16 protein-coding genes and 2 tRNA genes are annotated in these 19,299 nt (G+C 60.7%); 12 read left to right on the top strand and 6 right to left on the bottom strand.

Annotated features, from left to right (window positions below; translation table 11 throughout):
• Positions 1-345: 345 nt before the first annotated feature.
• Genes ACZ1HH_RS09980 through ACZ1HH_RS09990 form a run of 3 tightly spaced genes read left to right on the top strand, consistent with a single transcriptional unit; the run spans position 346 to position 3,248 of the window.
• Complete coding sequence (locus ACZ1HH_RS09980; protein ID WP_011539475.1) at positions 346-2,094, top strand: TadE/TadG family type IV pilus assembly protein; 1,749 nt, start codon at positions 346-348, stop codon at positions 2,092-2,094.
• Positions 2,091-2,639, top strand: coding sequence for a TadE/TadG family type IV pilus assembly protein (locus ACZ1HH_RS09985; RefSeq protein ID WP_472636548.1), 549 nt, complete (start codon positions 2,091-2,093; stop codon positions 2,637-2,639). The genes ACZ1HH_RS09980 and ACZ1HH_RS09985 overlap by 4 nt, the downstream gene beginning before the upstream one ends.
• A 3-nt stretch (positions 2,640-2,642) precedes the next feature.
• On the top strand, positions 2,643-3,248 hold the full coding sequence (locus tag ACZ1HH_RS09990; RefSeq protein ID WP_472636549.1) for a TadE/TadG family type IV pilus assembly protein: 606 nt from the start codon (positions 2,643-2,645) through the stop codon (positions 3,246-3,248).
• Between the two features lie 109 nt (positions 3,249-3,357).
• Here the strand turns inward: ACZ1HH_RS09990 and ACZ1HH_RS09995 are convergent, their stop codons facing one another.
• Both ACZ1HH_RS09995 and ACZ1HH_RS10000 read right to left on the bottom strand, forming a co-directional pair.
• Complete coding sequence (locus tag ACZ1HH_RS09995) at positions 3,358-3,792, bottom strand: glyoxalase superfamily protein (protein WP_472636550.1); 435 nt, start codon at positions 3,790-3,792, stop codon at positions 3,358-3,360.
• Positions 3,789-5,171 carry an MATE family efflux transporter gene (locus ACZ1HH_RS10000; RefSeq protein WP_472636551.1) on the bottom strand — a complete coding sequence of 461 codons (1,383 nt, stop codon included), beginning with the start codon at positions 5,169-5,171 and terminating at the stop codon, positions 3,789-3,791. Before ACZ1HH_RS10000 ends, ACZ1HH_RS09995 begins: the two co-directional genes overlap by 4 nt.
• 305 nt (positions 5,172-5,476) lie before the next feature.
• On the opposite strand from ACZ1HH_RS10000, the gene ACZ1HH_RS10005 reads away from it, so the two are divergent.
• Positions 5,477-8,191 carry an EAL domain-containing protein gene (locus ACZ1HH_RS10005; RefSeq protein WP_472636552.1) on the top strand — a complete coding sequence of 905 codons (2,715 nt, stop codon included), beginning with the start codon at positions 5,477-5,479 and terminating at the stop codon, positions 8,189-8,191.
• Positions 8,192-8,248: 57 nt separating this feature from the next.
• Here ACZ1HH_RS10005 and ACZ1HH_RS10010 read toward each other — a convergent pair whose 3' ends face one another.
• Together ACZ1HH_RS10010 and ACZ1HH_RS10015 are read right to left on the bottom strand one after the other, a co-directional pair.
• Positions 8,249-8,740 carry a hypothetical protein gene (locus tag ACZ1HH_RS10010; protein WP_011539481.1) on the bottom strand — a complete coding sequence of 164 codons (492 nt, stop codon included), beginning with the start codon at positions 8,738-8,740 and terminating at the stop codon, positions 8,249-8,251.
• A gap of 82 nt (positions 8,741-8,822) precedes the next feature.
• On the bottom strand, positions 8,823-9,473 hold the full coding sequence (locus ACZ1HH_RS10015; RefSeq protein ID WP_044026855.1) for a helix-turn-helix domain-containing protein: 651 nt from the start codon (positions 9,471-9,473) through the stop codon (positions 8,823-8,825).
• A gap of 591 nt (positions 9,474-10,064) precedes the next feature.
• Here ACZ1HH_RS10015 and nhaC point away from each other — a divergent pair.
• The gene (nhaC, locus tag ACZ1HH_RS10020) at positions 10,065-11,519 is read left to right on the top strand and encodes a Na+/H+ antiporter NhaC (RefSeq protein ID WP_011539483.1); all 1,455 of its coding nucleotides are present in this window, start codon (positions 10,065-10,067) and stop codon (positions 11,517-11,519) included.
• A 142-nt stretch (positions 11,520-11,661) separates the two neighbouring features.
• Entirely contained in the window at positions 11,662-12,573 is a 912-nt protein-coding gene (locus tag ACZ1HH_RS10025; RefSeq protein ID WP_472636553.1) for a pirin family protein, read from the top strand.
• 315 nt (positions 12,574-12,888) lie between these two features.
• Here ACZ1HH_RS10025 and ACZ1HH_RS10030 read toward each other — a convergent pair whose 3' ends face one another.
• Both ACZ1HH_RS10030 and ACZ1HH_RS10035 read right to left on the bottom strand, forming a co-directional pair.
• Positions 12,889-13,377: a GNAT family N-acetyltransferase gene (locus ACZ1HH_RS10030; protein ID WP_472636554.1), complete on the bottom strand. Its 489-nt coding sequence runs from the start codon at positions 13,375-13,377 to the stop codon at positions 12,889-12,891.
• A gap of 4 nt (positions 13,378-13,381) precedes the next feature.
• Positions 13,382-13,969: a TetR/AcrR family transcriptional regulator gene (locus tag ACZ1HH_RS10035; RefSeq protein ID WP_416368879.1), complete on the bottom strand. Its 588-nt coding sequence runs from the start codon at positions 13,967-13,969 to the stop codon at positions 13,382-13,384.
• A gap of 125 nt (positions 13,970-14,094) precedes the next feature.
• On the opposite strand from ACZ1HH_RS10035, the gene ACZ1HH_RS10040 reads away from it, so the two are divergent.
• The 6 genes from ACZ1HH_RS10040 to ACZ1HH_RS10065 all read left to right on the top strand — a co-directional run bounded on the left by ACZ1HH_RS10040 (position 14,095) and on the right by ACZ1HH_RS10065 (position 19,276).
• On the top strand, positions 14,095-14,397 hold the full coding sequence (locus ACZ1HH_RS10040; RefSeq protein ID WP_011539487.1) for a hypothetical protein: 303 nt from the start codon (positions 14,095-14,097) through the stop codon (positions 14,395-14,397).
• A gap of 95 nt (positions 14,398-14,492) precedes the next feature.
• Complete coding sequence (locus ACZ1HH_RS10045) at positions 14,493-15,779, top strand: homoserine dehydrogenase (RefSeq protein WP_472636555.1); 1,287 nt, start codon at positions 14,493-14,495, stop codon at positions 15,777-15,779.
• Between the two features lie 176 nt (positions 15,780-15,955).
• Complete coding sequence (glpX, locus tag ACZ1HH_RS10050) at positions 15,956-16,939, top strand: class II fructose-bisphosphatase (RefSeq protein WP_011539489.1); 984 nt, start codon at positions 15,956-15,958, stop codon at positions 16,937-16,939.
• A 116-nt stretch (positions 16,940-17,055) separates the two neighbouring features.
• Entirely contained in the window at positions 17,056-18,798 is a 1,743-nt protein-coding gene (recJ, locus tag ACZ1HH_RS10055) for a single-stranded-DNA-specific exonuclease RecJ (protein WP_472636556.1), read from the top strand.
• A 114-nt stretch (positions 18,799-18,912) separates the two neighbouring features.
• Positions 18,913-18,987 (top strand) — tRNA-Glu (locus tag ACZ1HH_RS10060).
• 214 nt (positions 18,988-19,201) lie between these two features.
• Positions 19,202-19,276, top strand: a tRNA-Glu gene (locus ACZ1HH_RS10065).
• Positions 19,277-19,299 lie beyond the last annotated feature (23 nt).

A 19,299-nucleotide genomic window follows, 5' to 3' on the forward strand; every position in this document is an offset into this window, starting at 1 on the left:
TGCGTCCCATCTATGCAGAGAACGTTACCAACTGCGACTGATATTCCCCGACTTTGCACAATTTTTTGGCAGTTTGTGAACTTTTCTGAAAACGAATCGAATGAAGCCCGCCCGCACCCCGAACGTGAGGCTGCGAGATTGTTTCAAACCCGCCAACAACCCCCAAACTCCGATACAATTAAGCTCAAACTTGCACCAGAAACGCCAATTTGGGCCGGTTTTCGCCCCAGTTCGGCCACCTTCGTCAACGAATAATGAAGAGTAATTTTACGTCCTCCTGCGCGCGCCCGCTTTCGCCCCTGAGCGCTGTGCGCCGTGCCCGCGGACAGAAGGAAAGACGGAAACATGAAGGTAAACTTCTGGACTTCATCTGCCCTGACCGGTGCGCTCGGTCGCCGGGCCATTGTGGACCGCATGCGTCAGTTTCGCAGGGACGAAAGTGGTGTCCTTGCCAAGCCGATGATCATGATTGTGGTCTTGATGTTCATGATCGGCGGTCTGGGTATGGATATGGTACGTCTCGAACGCGACCGTACCAAACTGCAATACACTCTGGACCGCGCAGTACTTGCGGCGGCGGATCTCGACCAGCCCCTCGATCCCGAGGCAGTGGTTCTCGACTATATGTCAAAGTCGGGCCTTGGCGATTACACCACGGTGGTCGTCCCTGAGGTTTCACCCACGGCGAAGCGCGTAAAGGCGAGCGTCGATACCAATTTTACCGCATCCTGGATGAACAACGTCTTTTACGACGACTACATCCGCAATCCCGATACTTACCAGCTTGAGCCAATCACACTCCCGCTACTGGCGTCCTCGACGGCGGTGGAGAGCATCGGCAACGTCGAGATCTCGCTGGTGCTGGACGTTTCGGGATCGATGCGCAGCAATGATCGTCTGGTGAACCTCAAACGCGCCGCCAAGGAGTTCGTCCAGACGATGGATGACAACACCGAAGACGGCAAGATGAGCATTTCCATCGTGCCCTACTCGACACAGGTTTCCATGCCGGAGGCCTTTCTTGATGAGTTGAACGTCAGCAGCGAGCATGACTATTCCCACTGCATCAACTTCTCGGGGTCCGATTTCAACAACGCCGGGATCAGCACGACCCAGGCCTACGAGCGCACCATGCACTTCACCGTCTGGAACAGCGGCGACTATCGCTCAAGAACCCGCCTCGTTCGTCAGCCGACCTGTGCCGCCCATTCCGACAACCCAGAGCGCACCGCGCTGTTGTTGTCGGACAATGTCACGCAGCTGCAAAACTACATCGACGCCTTTGTCCCATCCGAGAACACATCGATTGACCTCGGTATGAAATGGGGCTCTGCCCTTCTCGACCCATCCGTGCAGCCCGTGATTGCCTCGTTGGCTGATGATGCAAATCCCAATCAGTCCATCGCATCGCGCTTTGCCAACCGTCCCGTCCCCTACACGGACACAGAGACGCTGAAGGTGATCGTGATGATGACCGACGGTCAGAATACGTCGCAGTACTACCTCAGGAACAGCTACCGCGAGGGCGACAGCCCGGTTTGGTACAACGCCCAAGAGCGCGTTTATTCCACCTATGACCCCAACCGCGGTTCAAAACCCTATTACTGGGACAACCTGCAGCGGTGGGCGGATCACCCCTATGGCAACGGCACCTACGAGGAAACCTACTGCACCGGCACGCTCTACTACGGCAACTGCTATTACGGGTCCTGGCAGACCCGCACCGTGGACGAGCCCGGCACGGCCGTACAGCTGAGCTATCCTGATCTCTTTGCCGACACCTCGCTCAGGTATCTGCGGGATCGCCTGTTTGGCGACTGGATGAGCAACGCGAATTACTACTGGTTCTCCGGTCTGTTCAGCTCTGTCGGCTCCACTACAAAGGACGCACGCACGCTGGACATCTGTGAAGCGGCCAAAGCCAAGGGCGTTGTGGTCTTTACCATCGGGTTTGAGGCTCCGAGTCGAGGCCAGGAAGTCCTGCAGGCCTGCGCAAGCTCTGCATCCCATTACTACGATGTTGACGGGCTGGAGATCTCCGATGCCTTCGCTTCGATTGCCTCCGCGATCCGCCAACTGAGGCTGACAGAATGATCCATCTGCGTTTTATATCCAAACCGTTCCAGCAGTTCCGCCGCGATGAAGAAGGCAATGCAACCGTCGAGTTTGCAATGCTCTTTCCCCTGATGCTGATGGTGCTCTTTGCCTCGGTGGAGCTCGGCATGATCACTTTCCGTCAGATCATGCTGGATCGTGCCATGGACATGACCGTGCGCGACATTCGTCTCGGTACCGGCGGAGACATGCAGCATGACGACATTCGCGACACGATCTGCGCACGCACCAGTTTCATCGATCAAGCCTCTTGCGATGTGTCCCTGAAGCTGGAGATGGTGCGCCTCGATCCCTTCAACTGGGCGGGCATCCCGCCAGAGCCCGATTGCGTCGACAGTGTCGAAGAGGTCGATCCGGTTCTGACCTTCACCAACGGGGCCTCAAATGACCTGATGTATCTGCGCGCCTGCGTCAGCATCGAAGCGCTGTTTCCGCATTGGGGTCTCGGCAAAGCCATTCGCAAAGATGACGATGGCCGCCTGAACCTCTTTGCCTCCAGCGCCTTTGTTCAGGAGCCTCAGTGATCCATGTTCAGAAAAATCGCACATAAATTTCGGGCGTTTCGCCGCGATGAAGAGGGCAACATCGCCGTCGAGGCCGCGCTCTACCTGCCACTCTTGCTGTTTGTCTTTGCGGCGACCTACACGCTGTTTGACCTGTTCCGTCAGGAAACCGTCAACACCAAGGCCGCTTATACCGTCTCGGACCTGATTTCGCGGGAAACCACGGCGCTGAACGACGAATACATCAACAGTATCTATACCCTCAGCAAGCTGATGGCGCGCGCGGGCTCTGATATGTCGATGCGCATTTCGGTGATCCGCTGGGACGCTGCGGATGATCGCTATTATGTCGATTGGTCCGTCGAACGTGGCAACCAGCTCGACATCTGGACGGATGCCACCGTCACCGCGATCAACGACAAGCTCCCCACCATGCCTGATCAGGAACGTGTCATCGTGGTCGAGACATGGAACAACGTCGACCCGGCGTTCAAAATCGGGATCGGGCAGCGTGAAATCTACAATCTGATCTTCACCCGTCCCCGTTTCGCCTCCTTGGTGGCCTTTGAAGGCACCGTCGTAAGCGATGGCACGGTGCATGACGATGACGTGACGGACACGGGTTCCTGATCGCCGCAGCGCGCAAGCGTTCGAGTTTGAATTGCAAAGGCCGCCGGAGCTTGAGCCCGGCGGCCTTTGCTGCTCTGTCAAAGATGGGACGCGGATGACCCGCGCGGGATTAAGGATCGATCACCAGATGCGGTTGCCCGTCAGAGGTCTGCTCGCGACTGAAGCCTTCAGGGCCAATCACGCCGTTGACCCGGCGTCTGAAACTGGAGAACCGCTGTGATGTGACCACGTCAACCGGCACCTCCAGATCCAGCTCCAGCCTGACCCAGCCCACGCGCCCCTCTACCGCGGTCGCCCGCAGCACGCGCGCGGAAAAGGGTTGCGACAGGTAGCGCCCCCGGACCACCTGCCCGGGCTGGTAACGCTGCGCCTCGGCCTGCGACAGCATCGCAGCGCATAGGTTCCAATCGCGAAACCCCAGCTGCCGGGCCACATGTTCAAGCGCCGCGCCGTGGCGCAGGCTCTCGCCCGCCTGCTGGCGCGCTGCGCGCCACTCTCTAGCCATGGCTTTGGCCAGTGCAATCGTTGGCAAATTCTCGGTCATGCGCAGCGCTCCTGCACTTTGGAGGTCACTTGGTCACGCCTGCGACGAAGGTCCAGCAGAACCAGCCCCGTCAGCACAAGGAGCCCCGCCTCGGCAACGGGCGCAGCAAGCCAGATCCCGGGCTCCCCCCAAAGCGCAGCAAGCACAAAGGTCAGCGGGATCGAGAACAGATAGGGTTTGGAGAGCCCCAGAAGCGCAGCCCGCGGGGCATCTCCTATCGCCTGAAAATGCATTGCCACCATCATGAGCGGCCCCGCGAGCACAAAAAGAGCGCCAAGAATGGGCAGGATGCGCGCAACATCTTCGATAACGCCCTGATCGTCCACAAACCACGCTGCAATCCATGCAGCGCCCCACGTCAGACCGGCCTGCATCACCGCGCAATAGATCAAGGCGCTCACGACCGCGAACCGGAGGCTTTGCCCCACTCTCAGGGTTTGACCTGCCCCATACAGGTTCCCGGTGATGCTCTGCATCGCATGCGACAGCCCCAAAAGCGGCAGGAACGTGAAGGTCAAAAGTCGTGTGATGACCCCATAGGCGCTCACCGTTGTTGCATAATCAGAGACATCAACCCATTGCAGTGTAAACATAATCACCGCCGACCCCAAGGCGATGCCGATAAAGTTGAGACTCTGCGGCGCGCCCAGCGCAAGCATCCGCCCCCAGCCGCCCCAAAGGCTCTGTCGCCAAAGACAGCTTGGCCGCAAAACTGTATCGCCACGCAGGCGGAACGCCACGATCAGCGAGAGCGCCAGAACCTGCGCCAAAGCCGTTCCCAACGCCGATCCCGCCACGCCCAATCCCGCCTGGGCGATCAGCAGATAGTTGAACGCAATATTCGACAGCGAGACGACAAGGCTCATGAGGGCCATCAGTCCGGCCCGGCCCTCGTTGCGCAAGGCGTCGGAATTCACCGAGAGCACGAAAAGGAGCGGCGTACACCCCACAGTGATCCGCAGATAGGTGTACCCCATGTCAGCAAGGAGGCGGTCGCCCCCGGCGGCGGCATGCGCCACAGCGCTCCCCCAGAGCGCAAAAGCCGCCATGAGGCCCACCGCGACCGAGAGCGCCAGACCATGCGCCGCCGCAAAATCGGCCTGCGCCGCCTCGGTATCGCCCGCACCGAGATGACGGGCCAGCCGACTGGCCATGCCGCTGGCCACCAGCGTTGCCAGAGCCACAACCAACATGTAGCCGGGAAACATCAGCGTCACAGCGGCCAAAGCCTCGGGCCCGACGAAATGCCCCAGAAACAGCGCGTCCGCCACGGTCAAAAAGCCGTTCATCCCCATCACAAATATGATGGGCAACGCAGTTTTTGCATAAACCGGCCCCAAGCGGGCGGTCAAAAATCGATTTGGAGGGGAGGTAGACATATCCCCGATCTCCTCTTGCAGGTATCGCGCAAGAACTGGATGGGACCCGCATTACCACCCGCGCGACAGGCGTGGAGGATGATCAAAAGACATATCCGTCTGCAAGACTTCACCAAGGCCAGAATGGCCAGCGGGCGGCAGGGGCTTGCTCCCTCGTCTTTCGTTAGGCCCTCGCGTCCCCTGCGTCAAGCCCAATGGCGGCACGGGACGCAAGGGCTGCGTAAAGGAGGTAGTAACGGTTTCTTGACCGCACGCGGCTATGGTGACTGTCGAAAACGTATCTTTTTCTTTGGGTATGTCCCCTGATGTCTGACCTCGACGCCTCGTGGATTCTGGTCTGCGCGCTTCTTGTGCTGCTGTTGCAGGCTGGCTTCCTCTGTCTTGAGGCTGGCACCGTTCGGGCGAAAAATTCCGCCAATGTCGCGCTGAAAAACCTGTCCGATGTCTGCATCGTCAGTACCTGTTTCTGGCTGGTCGGCTTTGGCCTCATGTTTGGCGAGAGCTTCAATGGCCTCTTTGGAACCACACAGTTTTGGCTCGCGCTCGACAATGACAGCGGTCACGCGGCGTCGATTTTCCTGTTTCAGATGGCCTTTGCGGCAAGTGCAGCCACGATCGTCTCGGGCGCAGTTGCCGAGCGGGAGCGATTTCTGGGCTATATGCTGGTCTCTGTTGCACTCAGCGCCCTTGTGTATCCGGTTGTCGGGCATTGGATCTGGAACCAGGCGGGCTGGCTGCGCCAGATGGGATTTGTCGATTTTGCGGGCGCGACGGTTGTACACAGCGTGGGGGGATGGACCGCTCTGGTGACCATTATCATCCTGGGGCCGAGGCTCGGGCGATATGGCCCCAAGAAACGTCGGTTTGATGAGTATTCGCTCTCTCTGGTCACGCTGGGCGGATTGCTCTTGTGGGTGGGCTGGGGTGCGTTCAACGGCGGCTCCGCCATGGCGTTTGGGACCGGTGTTGGCCCGATTATCGCGCGCACCATGCTGCTGGCGGCAGGCGCAGGGGTGGCGAGCATTGTCATCGGACTTGGCCTTTTTCGGCACGTCAGGGCAGAGCTTTTGGTGAACGGCTTTCTCGGAGGATTGGTCGCGGGCACCGCCGGGGTGCACCTGATGACAGCCACAGTTGCCTTTGGCATCGGCGCCCTTGGCGCAGTCACCGTGATCATCGCCCGCGATATACTCGACGCGCTCAAGATCGACGATGTTGTGGGCGCCGTCCCCGTGCATCTGGCGGCAGGGTTGCTCGGGACGCTCTCGATTGCCTTCACTGCCCCGGTTGACCTGTTGCCCGCAGGCAGCCGGCTGGCACAGCTGGGCGTTCAGGCGCTGGGTATCACTGCAGTTGGCGGATGGGTGGTCTGCTCGATGGCGCCGCTCATCCTGCTGCTGCGCGCAAGAGGTTTGCTGCGCGTCCACCCCAAGGACGAGGTGCGCGGGCTCAATCTCACCGAAAACAACCAACGAAACGCGCTTATGGACCTGCTGGCCGAAATGAAACGGCATCAGCGTTCCGGCTCTTTCAGCCGCCGCGTACGCATTGATCGGTCCACCGAATACGGTGTGCTTGCCTACCGCTACAACCGGGTTCTCGACCGGGTGGAGGCGGAAATCAACGCACGTGTCGACTCGATCCGCAAGGAACGCATGAGCCGCCTTTTGGCAGAAGAGGCGTTTGAATCCATGCGCGAGGCGCAAGAAGAAAGCGCCTGGTCGGCGCGGCATGACAAACTCACCGGACTTGGCAACCGCAAGTACCTCGAAGAGGTTGCGGTCGAGACCAGCACCGGACCACTTGGCGCGACTTTGCTCATTGCGATCGACCTTGATCGGTTCAAGGAGATCAATGACACCTACGGCCATGAGGCAGGAGATGTGGTGCTGGAACACACTGCCCAGCGGCTCTCTGAAAAGATCAGAACAGGGCGTGATTTTGCCTTCCGCATCGGCGGTGATGAGTTTGTAGTCCTCATGGAGTTTGCGGGCACCCAAGACGACGCTTTTGAATATTGCTCGGACTTGTTGTTCGAATTGCTGCAACCCGTCAGATACAAAGCAACCGATCTGCAGGTCGGTGCCTCCATTGGATTTGCCCTCTGCAAGCCGCCCGAAACGCTCGGCGCGGCGCTGCGACGCGCAGATCTTGCGCTCTATGCTTCAAAGGCTGACGGACGCTCCTGCGTCAACGCCTATTCTGCCTCCATCGGATCGGCCCATGACGAAAAGATGAACCTCATACGCGATTTCAAACAGGCCTTCGCCAATGATGAAATCGAGGTGACGCTGCAGCCGCAGATCGATGGCAAGACCATGGAAATCGCCGGCTGCGAGGCGCTGGCGCGCTGGCACCATCCCGTGCGCGGCATCGTGAGTCCGGATGTTTTTGTACCCGTCGCAAAAGAAGTGAACATGCTGGCCGATCTTGATCGCCGAATTCTCGATCTTGCCCTTGCGGCCTATTGGAATTTCGCGAGCCACGGCATCGCGCTTCCCAGCCTCTCGGTGAATGTCTCGGCGGAGCGGCTGGGGCACCCCGACTTGATCAAGGAACTCCAGCAGCGCGAGGATCTGCCACCAGATGGATTGGCGTTTGAACTTCTTGAAACGGTCTTTCTCGATCAGTTGACCGAGAATTACGCCAACCAGATTGCCGCGCTCAAGGCGATGGGCATCGCAATAGAAATCGATGACTTTGGCACCGGGCACGCCAGCATCGCGGGGGTGCTCGCGCTGAAGCCCGACCGGCTCAAGATCGACCGGATGTTCACCTCCGGGATTGATGAAAAACCCGCCAGACGCGATCTGATGCGCGGCCTCATTGAGATGGCTGCAAGTGCTGGGGCAGAAACGGTGGTTGAGGGTGTCGAGACGGAGGCGCAGGCACAGGTTCTTTCGGAGCTAGGCGCAGATGTGCTGCAAGGCTTTGCCTTTGCCCGCCCGATGGATCAGGAGCGCTTTTTGCTCTGGGCGCAGGACTGGAATGCAGCGCGCCAGATGCCAAAGACCGGATAAGGCCCTAAAAAGGCGCGCATCATCTGTGGTGCGATCTTTGGCGCGGTCACCAGCCGCTCAGCCTGCGTCGCGCTCGACCATCAGTGCCGCAAGAATCTCGGTCATGGTCTTGGTTTGGGAGCCGGGAGTCACCCCGCCCACACCGATGCGCCGTCCCATGCGCCACCAAAGACCGGGATACCAGCAGCGCTCTGCAGATGTCGTGCTGCGCATAAGGAACCCGTTTGAAGGCTTGAACGCAAAAAAGCCGCGATCAAGATGCTGCAGATCTTGGATGCGAATGATCTCGGTGCCATCCGAACAGCGCAGCCCCGCCGCCGTGAGCTCGATGCGATGCGCGGTGGCATGCCACATGCGATAGCCCATCCAGAGCGCCAAGCCCGACACCAGCATCAGGAACCCCTGCCATGCCACGCCCGGTGTGCTCGCCATGGCGACATAGAGGGTCATCAGCCCCAGCCCGATCAACATGGCCACGCCAATCACCCGGCGGGCTGGCGATGCTTCCACGGTGGCGAGCACTTCGCCGCTGTCGATTTCGTGGCTCATTTACGGTCTCCCTCGGATCACTGGCGATGGGTTAGCGAAAAACACCGGGATCGAACAGCCCTTTTGGTGATCGCGCGACGGATCAGCTCAGGGCCCCGAGATGGGTGCAGGCCCAGAACACCCGCGCTTTGTCAGGGCCGGTGCTACGCACACCATGGCGCAGGGTACTGTCGTAATAGGCGCAATCTCCGGCGGCGAGGATCACTGGTTCGTAATGCTCCACCCGCAGTTCGACCTCCCCTTCGAGCACCAGCAACAGCTCCTCGCCATCATGGCGGTCCAAGTGGGCAGGCACCCCTTCGCCCTTGGCGCAGATGGTGCCGATCAGCGGGATGATCTTCTTCCCGGTGAGCCCGTTGCACAGCACTTCATAATCATAGACCTTGCCCTCGACCGAGCGCCCCTGCCCCGCCCGCGTCACAGTGAGCCGGGTGGTGTGAACCTCGTCTTCAGGTTCAGCGATGAGCTTTTCAAGCCCAACGCCATAGCCCCGCGCGAGTCGCAGCAGATTCTCAAAACTCGGGGATACTTTGCCGTTTTCGATCTTGTAGATCGTCGAAACGGCAAGTCGCGTGCGCTCGGCAGCTTGCTCGAGCGTCATCCCCGCCGCGCTGCGTAAGCCTTTGACTCGCCTGCCGAGTTCAAGTCGTATGCGCTGTTTTTCTCCTTCATCAAGCACCGCCGAATGCGTGTCGGCGGAAAACGAAGACTCTTTTCCTGTTGTTTCAGACATATTTTTTCTTATTTTACCAAAAATTTCCCATAGGCCGGAAGCGAGATCGATTTGGGTGAAAGTATGCATGACCAACACAGGCGAGGCCAGCAAATAGCCATGAAACCTGCCTACACCGCCAGGCCCAACCCCGCAGTACGCAGTCCAAACCTGAGCCTCGCCGGGTCGCCTGATGGCGGTCCTCGCGCCCGTTGCGGCGTTTCCAAGACAGTCCGACGCAGACGCACGCCCTAGGCAGGGGCCGCATCCCTAACTGGGCCGTAGTGCCCTCTCACAATGTCCAAGTTCGTTCATTCCCAGTGTGTTTTTGTGTTTCAGGATCATGTGATGACCCCAATTCCCCGCTCTTGCTGCTTAGATTGCCACCGGCCAAAGCGAGCCGAACATGATCGGGATGTGATCCCGCGCCACCGCGCAGAAACTCTCGGCTGGTTAGGGCCTCTCTGCACGCTCCGCACAGTTCCCCCACTCGAACGCCACGCGACGGGTTGACCCACCCTCCCACGTACTCACCAACGGCCAGCCCCTTTTTTTTGGCGGATCACAGCGCCCTGGGGGTCGGCCTTCTTCACGATAAAGAGGACATCTTTTATGCCATTGCAGAAAACGGACATCCGTCCCTCCATCGGCCTAGCGCTGCTGCCGATCGTGCTGACGCTCGCCATTCTTGGGGTGCAGATCTTTTACTTTGGGGATTTCACCCCCCATATCCCACTTGCAATCGGGATCGCCCTCACCGCGGTGGTGGGCCTGATCGAAGGGCTGAGCTGGGATGAGATCGAAAAAGGCGCCTTTCATGTGATCGCAGTGTCTTTCCCGGCGGTGTCGGTGCTGATCCTTGTCGGCATGATCGTTGGCACATGGATCGCCTCCGGCACCGTTCCCACGCTGATCTATTACGGGCTGTCGCTGCTTTCGCCAGAGCTGTTTCTCGCGGCGGGGATGATCCTCTGCTCCATCGTCTCGCTTGCCCTCGGGACATCCTGGGGCACGGTCGGCACAGTGGGTCTCGCGCTGATGGGCATCGGCGAAGGCTTTGGCATCCCGGCCTACTGGACTGCAGGCGCGGTGGTTTCAGGCGCCTTCTTTGGCGACAAGATCTCGCCCCTTTCGGATACCACCAACCTGGCCCCGGCCGTGACTGATACGCAGCTATTTGACCACATCCGCAACATGTTGCCGACCACTGTTCCCGCGATGCTGATCGCGCTGGCGATCTACACTGTGATGGGGTTCAACCTTGGTGACGGCGCGCCCTCCTTTGAACGCATCGAGAGCTTCAAGGGCGCGCTGGAGGGGTCGTTTGACATCACGCCCTGGCTGCTATTGCCCGCGCTTTTGGTGGTCGGGCTTGCAATGATGCGCATGCCGGCGATCCCGACTCTGTTCATCGGTGTCGTGGTAGCGTCTCTGATTGCGATCTTTGTGCAGGGCGCATCGCTGCATGACGTTTTCACCTATGCCAACTACGGCTATTCGGTCGAAACCGGCGTCGCCGCAATGGACTCGCTGATGAACCGGGGCGGGATCCAGTCGATGATGTGGACCATCTCTCTGATCCTGATCGCGCTTGGCTTTGGCGGCGCGTTGGAGCGCACGGGCTGCCTTGCGGCCATCATCGAGCTTTTGACCAAGCGGGTGAAAACCATCGCGGGTGTGCAGACCTCGGCGATCCTGTCCTCCATGGCGACCAACACCGTGGCGGGCGATCCCTATCTCTCGATCGCGCTGCCTGGGCGGATGTTCAAGCCGGTCTACGACCGTATCGGCTATTCGCGCCTGAACCTGGCACGCGCCACCGAGGAAGGCGGCACCATCATCTCGCCGCTGATCCCGTGGAACGCCGGTGGCGCCTTTGTGATCTCGGCCCTCGCGCTGGGTGTCTCGGACGGCAAGATCGAAAACCTGCTCTACATCCCGCTGTCCTTTGCCTGCTGGCTGGCCCCGGTCTTTGGGATCTTCTACGCATGGACCGGCCTTTTTACACCCAAGGCCGAAGCGGCTGACACCGTGCGCGCAGAAGCCGCGCAGCACCCCGCAGAGTAATACTCACAAGGATATGCGCCTGACTACAAATCGGGCGCATATCACCCTGCATTCCTGCACAGACGCAGTGAGCCAGTGCAGATTTTCCTAATCCGACATCTCACCTATTCTTGGGACACACCCTCTCATCAGGAGAAGTTTCATGTCCCTGCGCCCGATTTTGGAAAAACGTTCAGCCCAGCCAACCATGGAAGGCGCTGGCGTACATCTGCACCGCGCTTTTGGGTTTCAGGATCCAAGCGAGCTGGACCCTTTCCTGCTGTTTGATGATTTCCGCAACGACCATCCGGAGCTGTATCAGCAGGGATTTCCCTGGCACCCACACCGCGGCATCGAGACGATCACCTATGTGCTGGCGGGCTCTGTTGACCACGGTGACAGCCTCGGCAACACTGGCACGCTGGGCGCAGGGGATGTGCAGTGGATGACCGCCGGTTCGGGTATCCTGCATCAGGAAATGCCGAGCGGAAACCAGAAGGGGCAGATGCACGGGTTCCAGCTTTGGGGCAATCTGCCGTCGGCCCAAAAGATGACGGCCCCACGGTATCAGGATGTCCAGGGCAAGGATATTCCCGAGGTGATCGACGATGACGGCACCCGCGTCAAAGTGATCGTGGGCGAATTCTGGGGCAAGCGCGGCCCGGTTGATGGCATCGCCGCCGACCCGCAATATCTCGACGTATATGTCCCCGCCGGTGTCAAAAAGACGTTCAAAATCGACACATACCGACGCGCTTTTGCCTATATTTTTGAAGGCCAAGCCGCCTTTGCGGATGCCTCCCAGCCGCAGGGTGTCCTGTTGGAAAAAGAGGTTGCAGGCCAGGAGGTCAACATCCGCGATCTCTCGGGAGATCGCACATTGGTGCGTTTTGGCACTGGCGACGAGATCACCGTGCAGGCCGGCCCCGAGGGCGTGCGTTTCCTGCTCATTTCTGGCGCACCGATCGAGGAGCCGGTGGCATGGCATGGCCCGATCGTGATGAACACACAGGCCGAGCTGCAAAAAGCCTTCTCCGAGTTGCGCAACGGAACCTTCATCAAACCCGCTCACTGATAGGGAGAACCGCCCCCCCCTTTTCTCTCGGGGCGGTGCAGGCCACAGGATGGCAAACCCAGATTGAGTCCACACCCAATGCGGATCGGGTCAAGGGGCCCAGCGGCCCCGCCCGGCACGGGCGGCGTGCCCTTGACGCGCCGACGTCAATTGAAACTTGAAAAGGCTCCTGAGGGCAGACCTGCCCCTCGGGGCCGTCTCAGCCCAAACGCGCAAACACCCGCACCAAACGAGACGCCAGAGATCGCCCATCGCCTTAAGGCCTGCTGAACAAAAGCCGCGCGGAAGCGCTCCACTTTGCAGCGCCTTGAAAACTCAGCCCCGTGCGGCATCCCAAACATAGGTCATCTCACCCGAGGCAGTTTTCTCGCCGGGTTCAAATCCGCATTTCTCGAGGACACGGGCCGAGGCGGCGTTCTCGGCCATCACGCCACCGGACAACACCACGGGCGTTCCTCGCAGCTGATCTTGCAGCGCGCGCAGCATCTCGCTGGCATAGCCCTGCCCCCATGCCCGGCGCGTAAAGAGATAGCCCAAATTGCGCTGGCCCGCGGCGTCATGGGCAAAAGACAGGATTACGAGACCGACAATCTCTTGATGTTGAGCGCTCAGCGCGACGACCTCGGCCTCTTGTTGCAGCGCGTCAATGAGGTGACGCCGCGCTGCATCGGTCCTCAGGTTTTGAAACCCCGGTGGAAGGAACGCCACAACCTCCGGCGCGAACAAGGCTTCGCGATCCGCCGCCGTCATCTGCGCAGGCTCCGTTGCATGCAACCGCCCGGATTTCAGATCCTTCAGCTCCATCGCGCTACACCCCGACAGATTTGCGCACCATATCCCAATAGAGCGTCTCCACCTCTACAAGCGACAACCGCCCGCCATCACGATACCACGTCAAAACCCCGTTCAGCATCGCAATCACCGCAAGTGCTGCGATCTTGGTATCTGGCACCTGAAACAGCCCTTGCGTGACCCCGGCCTTCAGGATGCCTTCGAGCTGGTCCTCATAGGTGCGGCGGCGTTCTTCGATGCGGGCGAAGTTCTCATCGGTCAGGTTGCGCAACTCCATATACGCAATAAAGACCGCATCAGGGCGTTCGAGGTTATAACGGATGTGAAACCGCACAAACCGTTCCAACTGCCCCATTACGTCCTCAGGCAGATCCTCCGCTGCCCAGGCCGTCAGAAGCCCCTCCATATGAGCCTGCATCAAGTCAAACAGCAGGCTCTGCTTGTCAGCAGTGTAGTTATAAAGCGCGCCCGCCTGCACGCCCACCGCCCCGGCGATCTGACGCATGGAGACCGCCGCATAGCCATGACGGGCAAACAGCTCCTGCGCCGCTGCGCGAATACGCGGGCCGGTGATGTCGGAATGAGAACCTTGAGTACGTGCCATATATACAGAGTAACTGAACATATGTTCAGATAAAAGCGGCATAACGGGCGACGCGGATTAACTTGTACCCACAGGCGCATTTGTGCATCAAGGGCAAAAGCCCCGACGGAAACTCCGGTACGCCCATGACCGCCACACCCGCTGCCCGCCTGTTTTTTGCACCTACGCCGCGCTCGACGCGCCTTGGGGTGCTCCTCGCCTGCACCCTACTGAGCCTCGCAACCGCCTGCTCGCGCGTACCGGAACTTGAGGACCGTCTCCCGGCGGATCTGCGCAGCCAGCCCTACCCGGATCTTTTGCCGTTGGAGACCGCTCTCAGCGATGAGCCGCTGCCCGAAGATGAAAGCGCCGCGCTCTCGGAGGCACTCGACGCGCGCGCCGAAGGTTTGCGCAGACGCGCAGAAGAATTGCGCCGCCGCCAATTCTGACCCCCCGCTCACCCTGTTGAGCGTTGCACCAAAGGGCCAGAGCCGCTAAGGCGGCATCGAACCCATAGATCGTCAAGACAATAAGGACCTCCACTATGACTGAACCGCTTCGACTGGGGATTGCAGGTTTGGGCACGGTCGGCATTGGCGTGGTGAAGATCATTCGCCGCCATGCTGCCCTGTTGGAGGCGCGAACTGGCCGCCCGGTGGTGATCACTGCCGTTTCGGCCCGCGACGCCACCAAGGATCGCGGCGTGTCGCTCAAGGACTATGCGTGGGAAACCGATCCAGTCGCCCTTGCCACGCGCGATGATGTCGATGTGTTTGTCGAACTGATGGGCGGGCACGAAGGCCCGGCTCGGCTTGCAACGGAGGCTGCGCTGGCAGCCGGCAAGGATGTGGTCACCGCAAACAAGGCGCTCCTGGCGATCCACGGCCAGGATCTGGCCGAACGCGCAGAGGCCAATGGCAGCGTCATCCGCTTTGAGGCGGCGGTTGCCGGTGGCATCCCCGTGATCAAATCCCTGACCGAGAGCCTTGCAGGCAATGAAATCACCCGCGTCATGGGCGTGATGAACGGCACCTGCAACTATATCCTCACGCAGATGGAAGCCACAGGCCGGGGTTATAACGCTCTCTTTGAGGAATGCGGCAAGCTTGGCTACCTGGAGGCCGACCCGCTGCTGGACGTGGGCGGTATTGATGCCGGCCACAAGCTAGCGCTCCTGGCCTCTATCGCGTTTGGGACCAAACCGGCCTTTGACGATGTCAAACTCGAAGGCATTCAGCGCATCGCCATTGAAGACATCCGCCACGCCGCCGATATGGGCTATCGGATCAAGCTTCTGGGCGTTGCACAGCGTTCGGCTCGCGGGCTTGAGCAGCGCATGACCCCCTGCCTGGTGCCCGCGAATTCTCCGCTCGGGCAGCTTGAGGGCGGCACCAACATGGTGGTGATCGAGGGCGACGCCATCGAACAAGTGGTGCTGCGCGGCCCCGGCGCGGGCGAAGGCCCCACCGCCAGTGCGGTGATGGGCGATGTGCTCGACATTGCGCGCGGCCTGCGGATCTCGACCTTTGGCCAGCCGGCCAAGACGCTCTCGGAAGAGCCGGCCGCACAAACCGGCCTGCCTGCACCCTATTATGTGCGTATGGCGCTGCAGGACAAACCCGGCGCGCTGGCCAAAGTCGCCGCAGCATTGGGGGATGCGGGGGTCTCCATCCACCGGATGCGCCAGTATGATCACGCCACCACAGTGGCTCCGGTGTTGATCGTGACTCATAAATGCACGTCTGCCATGCTGGAACAGGCCCTTGAGGCGCTGGCCGCAACAGGCGTGGTTGAAGGCGCCCCCGTGGCGCTGCGCATCGAAGAGCTGTGAGGCAGAACCTCTGAAACGCGCCGCGTGCGCGCGCTCGGGTGCAAATGCCCAAGGGCGCGCTCAAGGCGCAAAATATATGTTGTTAGCGACATCAGCCGCGCTGCAGCCTTGCCCCCGTGGGGCTGGGCGGGCTATGCCGGGCGAGATCGCGCAAGTTTGAGATAGGATTACTGGGAATGACTTCGACCACCGCCGACGCGCCGTTTCACGACCGCCTGCTGTCCCTGGGCCTCGCCCGAGTTGCGGAACAGGCTGCTCTGGCCTCTGCCCCGCTGATCGGACGCGGCGATGAAAAGGCCGCAGACCAAGCCGCCGTAAACGCGATGCGCGAACAGCTGAACCTTCTGGACATCGCCGGTGTGGTGGTGATCGGCGAAGGCGAGCGCGACGAGGCGCCGATGCTCTATATCGGCGAAGAAGTGGGCACCGGCAACGGCCCCGGCGTGGACATCGCGCTGGACCCGCTCGAAGGCACCACGCTCACCGCAAAGGACATGCCCAACGCGCTCACCGTGATCGCCATGGGTCCACGTGGCTCCATGCTGCATGCGCCCGACACCTATATGGACAAGCTGGCCGTGGGTCCGGGCTACCCCGAGGGCGTGGTCTCTCTGGACATGTCGCCACGCGAACGCGTTGAGGCGCTGGCCAAGGCCAAGGGCTGCACACCCGCTGACATTACTGTCTGCATCCTGGAACGTCCCCGCCATGAGGCGATGATCGCTGAGGTGCGCGAAACCGGCGCGTCAATCCGCCTGATCACCGACGGCGATGTGGCGGGCGTCATGCATTGTGCAGAAGCAGAGGTCACGGGCATCGACATGTATATGGGCCAAGGCGGCGCGCCCGAAGGCGTGCTGGCGGCAGCGGCACTCAAATGCATGGGCGGTCAGATCTTTGGCCGTCTCTTGTTCCGCAACGACGACGAAAAAGCCCGCGCCGCCAAGGCCGGCATCACCGATCTGGACCGCGTCTATTCCCGCGACGAGATGGTGACACAGGATGTGATCTTTGCCGCTACCGGCGTCACCGGAGGCTCGCTGCTGCCGCGCATCAAGCGTGAGCCGGGCTGGGTCGAGACCACCACACTGTTGATGCGCTCCAAGACCGGCTCGGTGCGCCGCATGAGCTATCGCACACCTCTGAGCGCGCATCAGTAACCCAGAACAAACCTCAGCGCTTGCCGCGCGGAGCGGGATTTAGGTATTTGGGAAAAGATGAAGGCCGGGTCCCACGCGGGTCCGGCCTTTTTTACACAGAAGACGAGGGAATAGAGTTGAGCTTTCTGGGTGTCGAGACCTCACTGACCGGACGCCGCTGGGTGGGACCCGGTGTGGATCAGGCCCGCGCAAGCGAGCATCTGGCGCAGGAAACCGGGCTACCTCCTGCGGTGTGTCAGGTCCTCGCACGCCGGGGCGTGCCCGCGCATGAGGCCACCGGGTTTCTGACGCCGCAGCTCAAGGATCTCTTGCCCGATCCGCGCCGCATGAAGGACATGGAGACCGCAGCGGCGCGCTTTCTGCAAGCCGTGGAGCGGCGCGAGCGGATTGCGATCTTTGCCGATTACGACGTCGATGGCGGCTCTTCGGCGGCGCTTTTGCTGGTGTACCTGCGACAGATGGGCCAGCAGGCGACACTCTATATTCCGGATCGCATTGATGAGGGTTATGGCCCCAATGATGCGGCAATGGCGGCGCTGGCGCGCGATCATGACCTTATCATCTGCGTGGACTGTGGCACACTTTCGCACGGGCCCATCGCAGCGGCGAAGGGCGCGGATGTGGTGGTCCTGGATCACCACCTTGGCGGCGAGACCCTGCCCGACTGCGTGGCAGTGGTGAACCCCAACCGGCAGGATGAGGACGGCGATCTGGGCTATTTCTGCGCCGCTGGTGTGGTGTTCCTGATGCTCGTCGAGGTGCGGCGTCAGGCGCGCGACAAGGGGCTTGGCGCAGGCCCGGATCTGATGGCGATGCTCGATCTGGTGGCGCTGGCCACCGTGGCAGATGTGGCCCCCCTGATCGGCGCGAACCGCGCGCTGGTGCGCCAGGGTCTGAAAGTGATGGGGCGACGCCAACGTCCGGGTCTGGTTGCCCTCGCGGATGTGAGCCGGATGGATTCGGCGCCCTCAACCTATCACCTCGGCTTTCTCCTGGGGCCGCGGGTCAATGCGGGCGGGCGGATCGGCAAGGCGGACCTTGGTGCGCGCCTGCTGTCGACGGATGACCCGCATGAGGCTGCTGCACTCTCCGAACGGCTTGACCAGCTCAATACGGAGCGGCGCGACATTGAGAACGCGGTGCGTGCTGCCGCACTGGAACAGGCCGAGGCGCGCGGCTTTGACGCGCCTTTGGTCTGGGCGGCGGGGGAAGGCTGGCATCCGGGCGTGGTCGGCATCGTCGCCTCGCGCCTCAAGGAAGCAACGGGTCGACCTGCGGTGGTCATCGGCCTAGACGGCGAAGAGGGCAAAGGATCGGGGCGCTCGGTGTCGGGCATCGACCTTGGGGCCTCGATCCAGAAGGTCGCAATGGAAGGGCTGCTCTTGAAGGGCGGCGGGCACAAGATGGCTGCGGGCCTCACAGTGGCGCGCAGCCAGCTGGAACCCGCGATGGCCCGCCTTGCAGAGCTCTTGGACAAACAGGGCGCAGGCGATCTGGGCCCCGCGGATCTGAAGCTCGACGGGATGCTGATGCCCGGCGCCGCCAGTGTGGAGCTGATCGAGCAGATCGAACAGGCCGGGCCGTTTGGCGCTGGGGCCCCTGCCCCCCGCTATGGGTTTCCTGACGTCGCCGTACGCTTTGCCAAACGGGTTGGAGAATCGCATCTCAAGGTCAGTTTCACCGATGGGATGGGCGGCAATATCGACGCCATCGCCTTTGGCGCCTTTGACACCAACCTCGGGCCGCGCTTGCTCGAACACGGAGGCGCGCGCTTTCATGTCTCCGGACGGCTAGAGGTCAACACCTGGGGCGGGCGCCAAAGCGCGCAATTGCGACTGGAGGACGCAGCCGAGGCCTGAACCTCGCTAGAAATGGCGAGGACTTCGCCTGTGGATAAGAATTTTCCGCTGTAGATGTTTTTTTCCCTTGCGACGCCCGCCGCAAAACCCTAAACACCCGCTCACACCAAGAGTGCTCCGTTCGTCTATCGGTTAGGACGCCAGGTTTTCAACCTGGAAAGAGGGGTTCGATTCCCCTACGGAGTACCACTTTACTCTCCCGTAGAATTGCAGATCAGACATGACCTCGCTGCTAGGCTGCGAGTCTCAGCGTGCGCACCCTTGTTGCGGCTCGCGTCGTACTGCATTGATAAATATACCTTTTGTCTGAATGTGCGGAGCTTCTCAAAAACTTTGGGATTTGTGTTATTTTCCTCTTGCACGGCCGCGCGTGCTTCAGTAAACACCCGCTCACACCAAGAGTGCTCCGTTCGTCTATCGGTTAGGACGCCAGGTTTTCAACCTGGAAAGAGGGGTTCGATTCCCCTACGGAGTACCATTTTTCTCTCTGAGAAATTGGCG

The organism is Epibacterium sp. HA2-3 (genome assembly GCF_055693725.2).

Bases quoted from the DNA above. Each gene is read 5' to 3' on its own strand.
- glpX (WP_011539489.1), top strand. From the start codon at position 15,956: ATGACTTCGACCACCGCCGACGCGCCGTTTCACGACCGCCTGCTGTCC.
- ACZ1HH_RS10035 (WP_416368879.1), bottom strand. From the start codon at position 13,969: ATGGCACGTACTCAAGGTTCTCATTCCGACATCACCGGCCCGCGTATT.
- ACZ1HH_RS09990 (WP_472636549.1), top strand. From the start codon at position 2,643: ATGTTCAGAAAAATCGCACATAAATTTCGGGCGTTTCGCCGCGATGAA.
- ACZ1HH_RS10000 (WP_472636551.1), bottom strand. From the start codon at position 5,171: ATGTCTACCTCCCCTCCAAATCGATTTTTGACCGCCCGCTTGGGGCCG.
- ACZ1HH_RS09980 (WP_011539475.1), top strand. From the start codon at position 346: ATGAAGGTAAACTTCTGGACTTCATCTGCCCTGACCGGTGCGCTCGGT.
- nhaC (WP_011539483.1), top strand. From the start codon at position 10,065: ATGCCATTGCAGAAAACGGACATCCGTCCCTCCATCGGCCTAGCGCTG.
- ACZ1HH_RS10030 (WP_472636554.1), bottom strand. From the start codon at position 13,377: ATGGAGCTGAAGGATCTGAAATCCGGGCGGTTGCATGCAACGGAGCCT.
- ACZ1HH_RS10005 (WP_472636552.1), top strand. From the start codon at position 5,477: ATGTCTGACCTCGACGCCTCGTGGATTCTGGTCTGCGCGCTTCTTGTG.
- ACZ1HH_RS10025 (WP_472636553.1), top strand. From the start codon at position 11,662: ATGTCCCTGCGCCCGATTTTGGAAAAACGTTCAGCCCAGCCAACCATG.
- ACZ1HH_RS10015 (WP_044026855.1), bottom strand. From the start codon at position 9,473: ATGTCTGAAACAACAGGAAAAGAGTCTTCGTTTTCCGCCGACACGCAT.
- ACZ1HH_RS09985 (WP_472636548.1), top strand. From the start codon at position 2,091: ATGATCCATCTGCGTTTTATATCCAAACCGTTCCAGCAGTTCCGCCGC.
- ACZ1HH_RS10040 (WP_011539487.1), top strand. From the start codon at position 14,095: ATGACCGCCACACCCGCTGCCCGCCTGTTTTTTGCACCTACGCCGCGC.
- ACZ1HH_RS10045 (WP_472636555.1), top strand. From the start codon at position 14,493: ATGACTGAACCGCTTCGACTGGGGATTGCAGGTTTGGGCACGGTCGGC.
- ACZ1HH_RS10010 (WP_011539481.1), bottom strand. From the start codon at position 8,740: ATGAGCCACGAAATCGACAGCGGCGAAGTGCTCGCCACCGTGGAAGCA.
- ACZ1HH_RS09995 (WP_472636550.1), bottom strand. From the start codon at position 3,792: ATGACCGAGAATTTGCCAACGATTGCACTGGCCAAAGCCATGGCTAGA.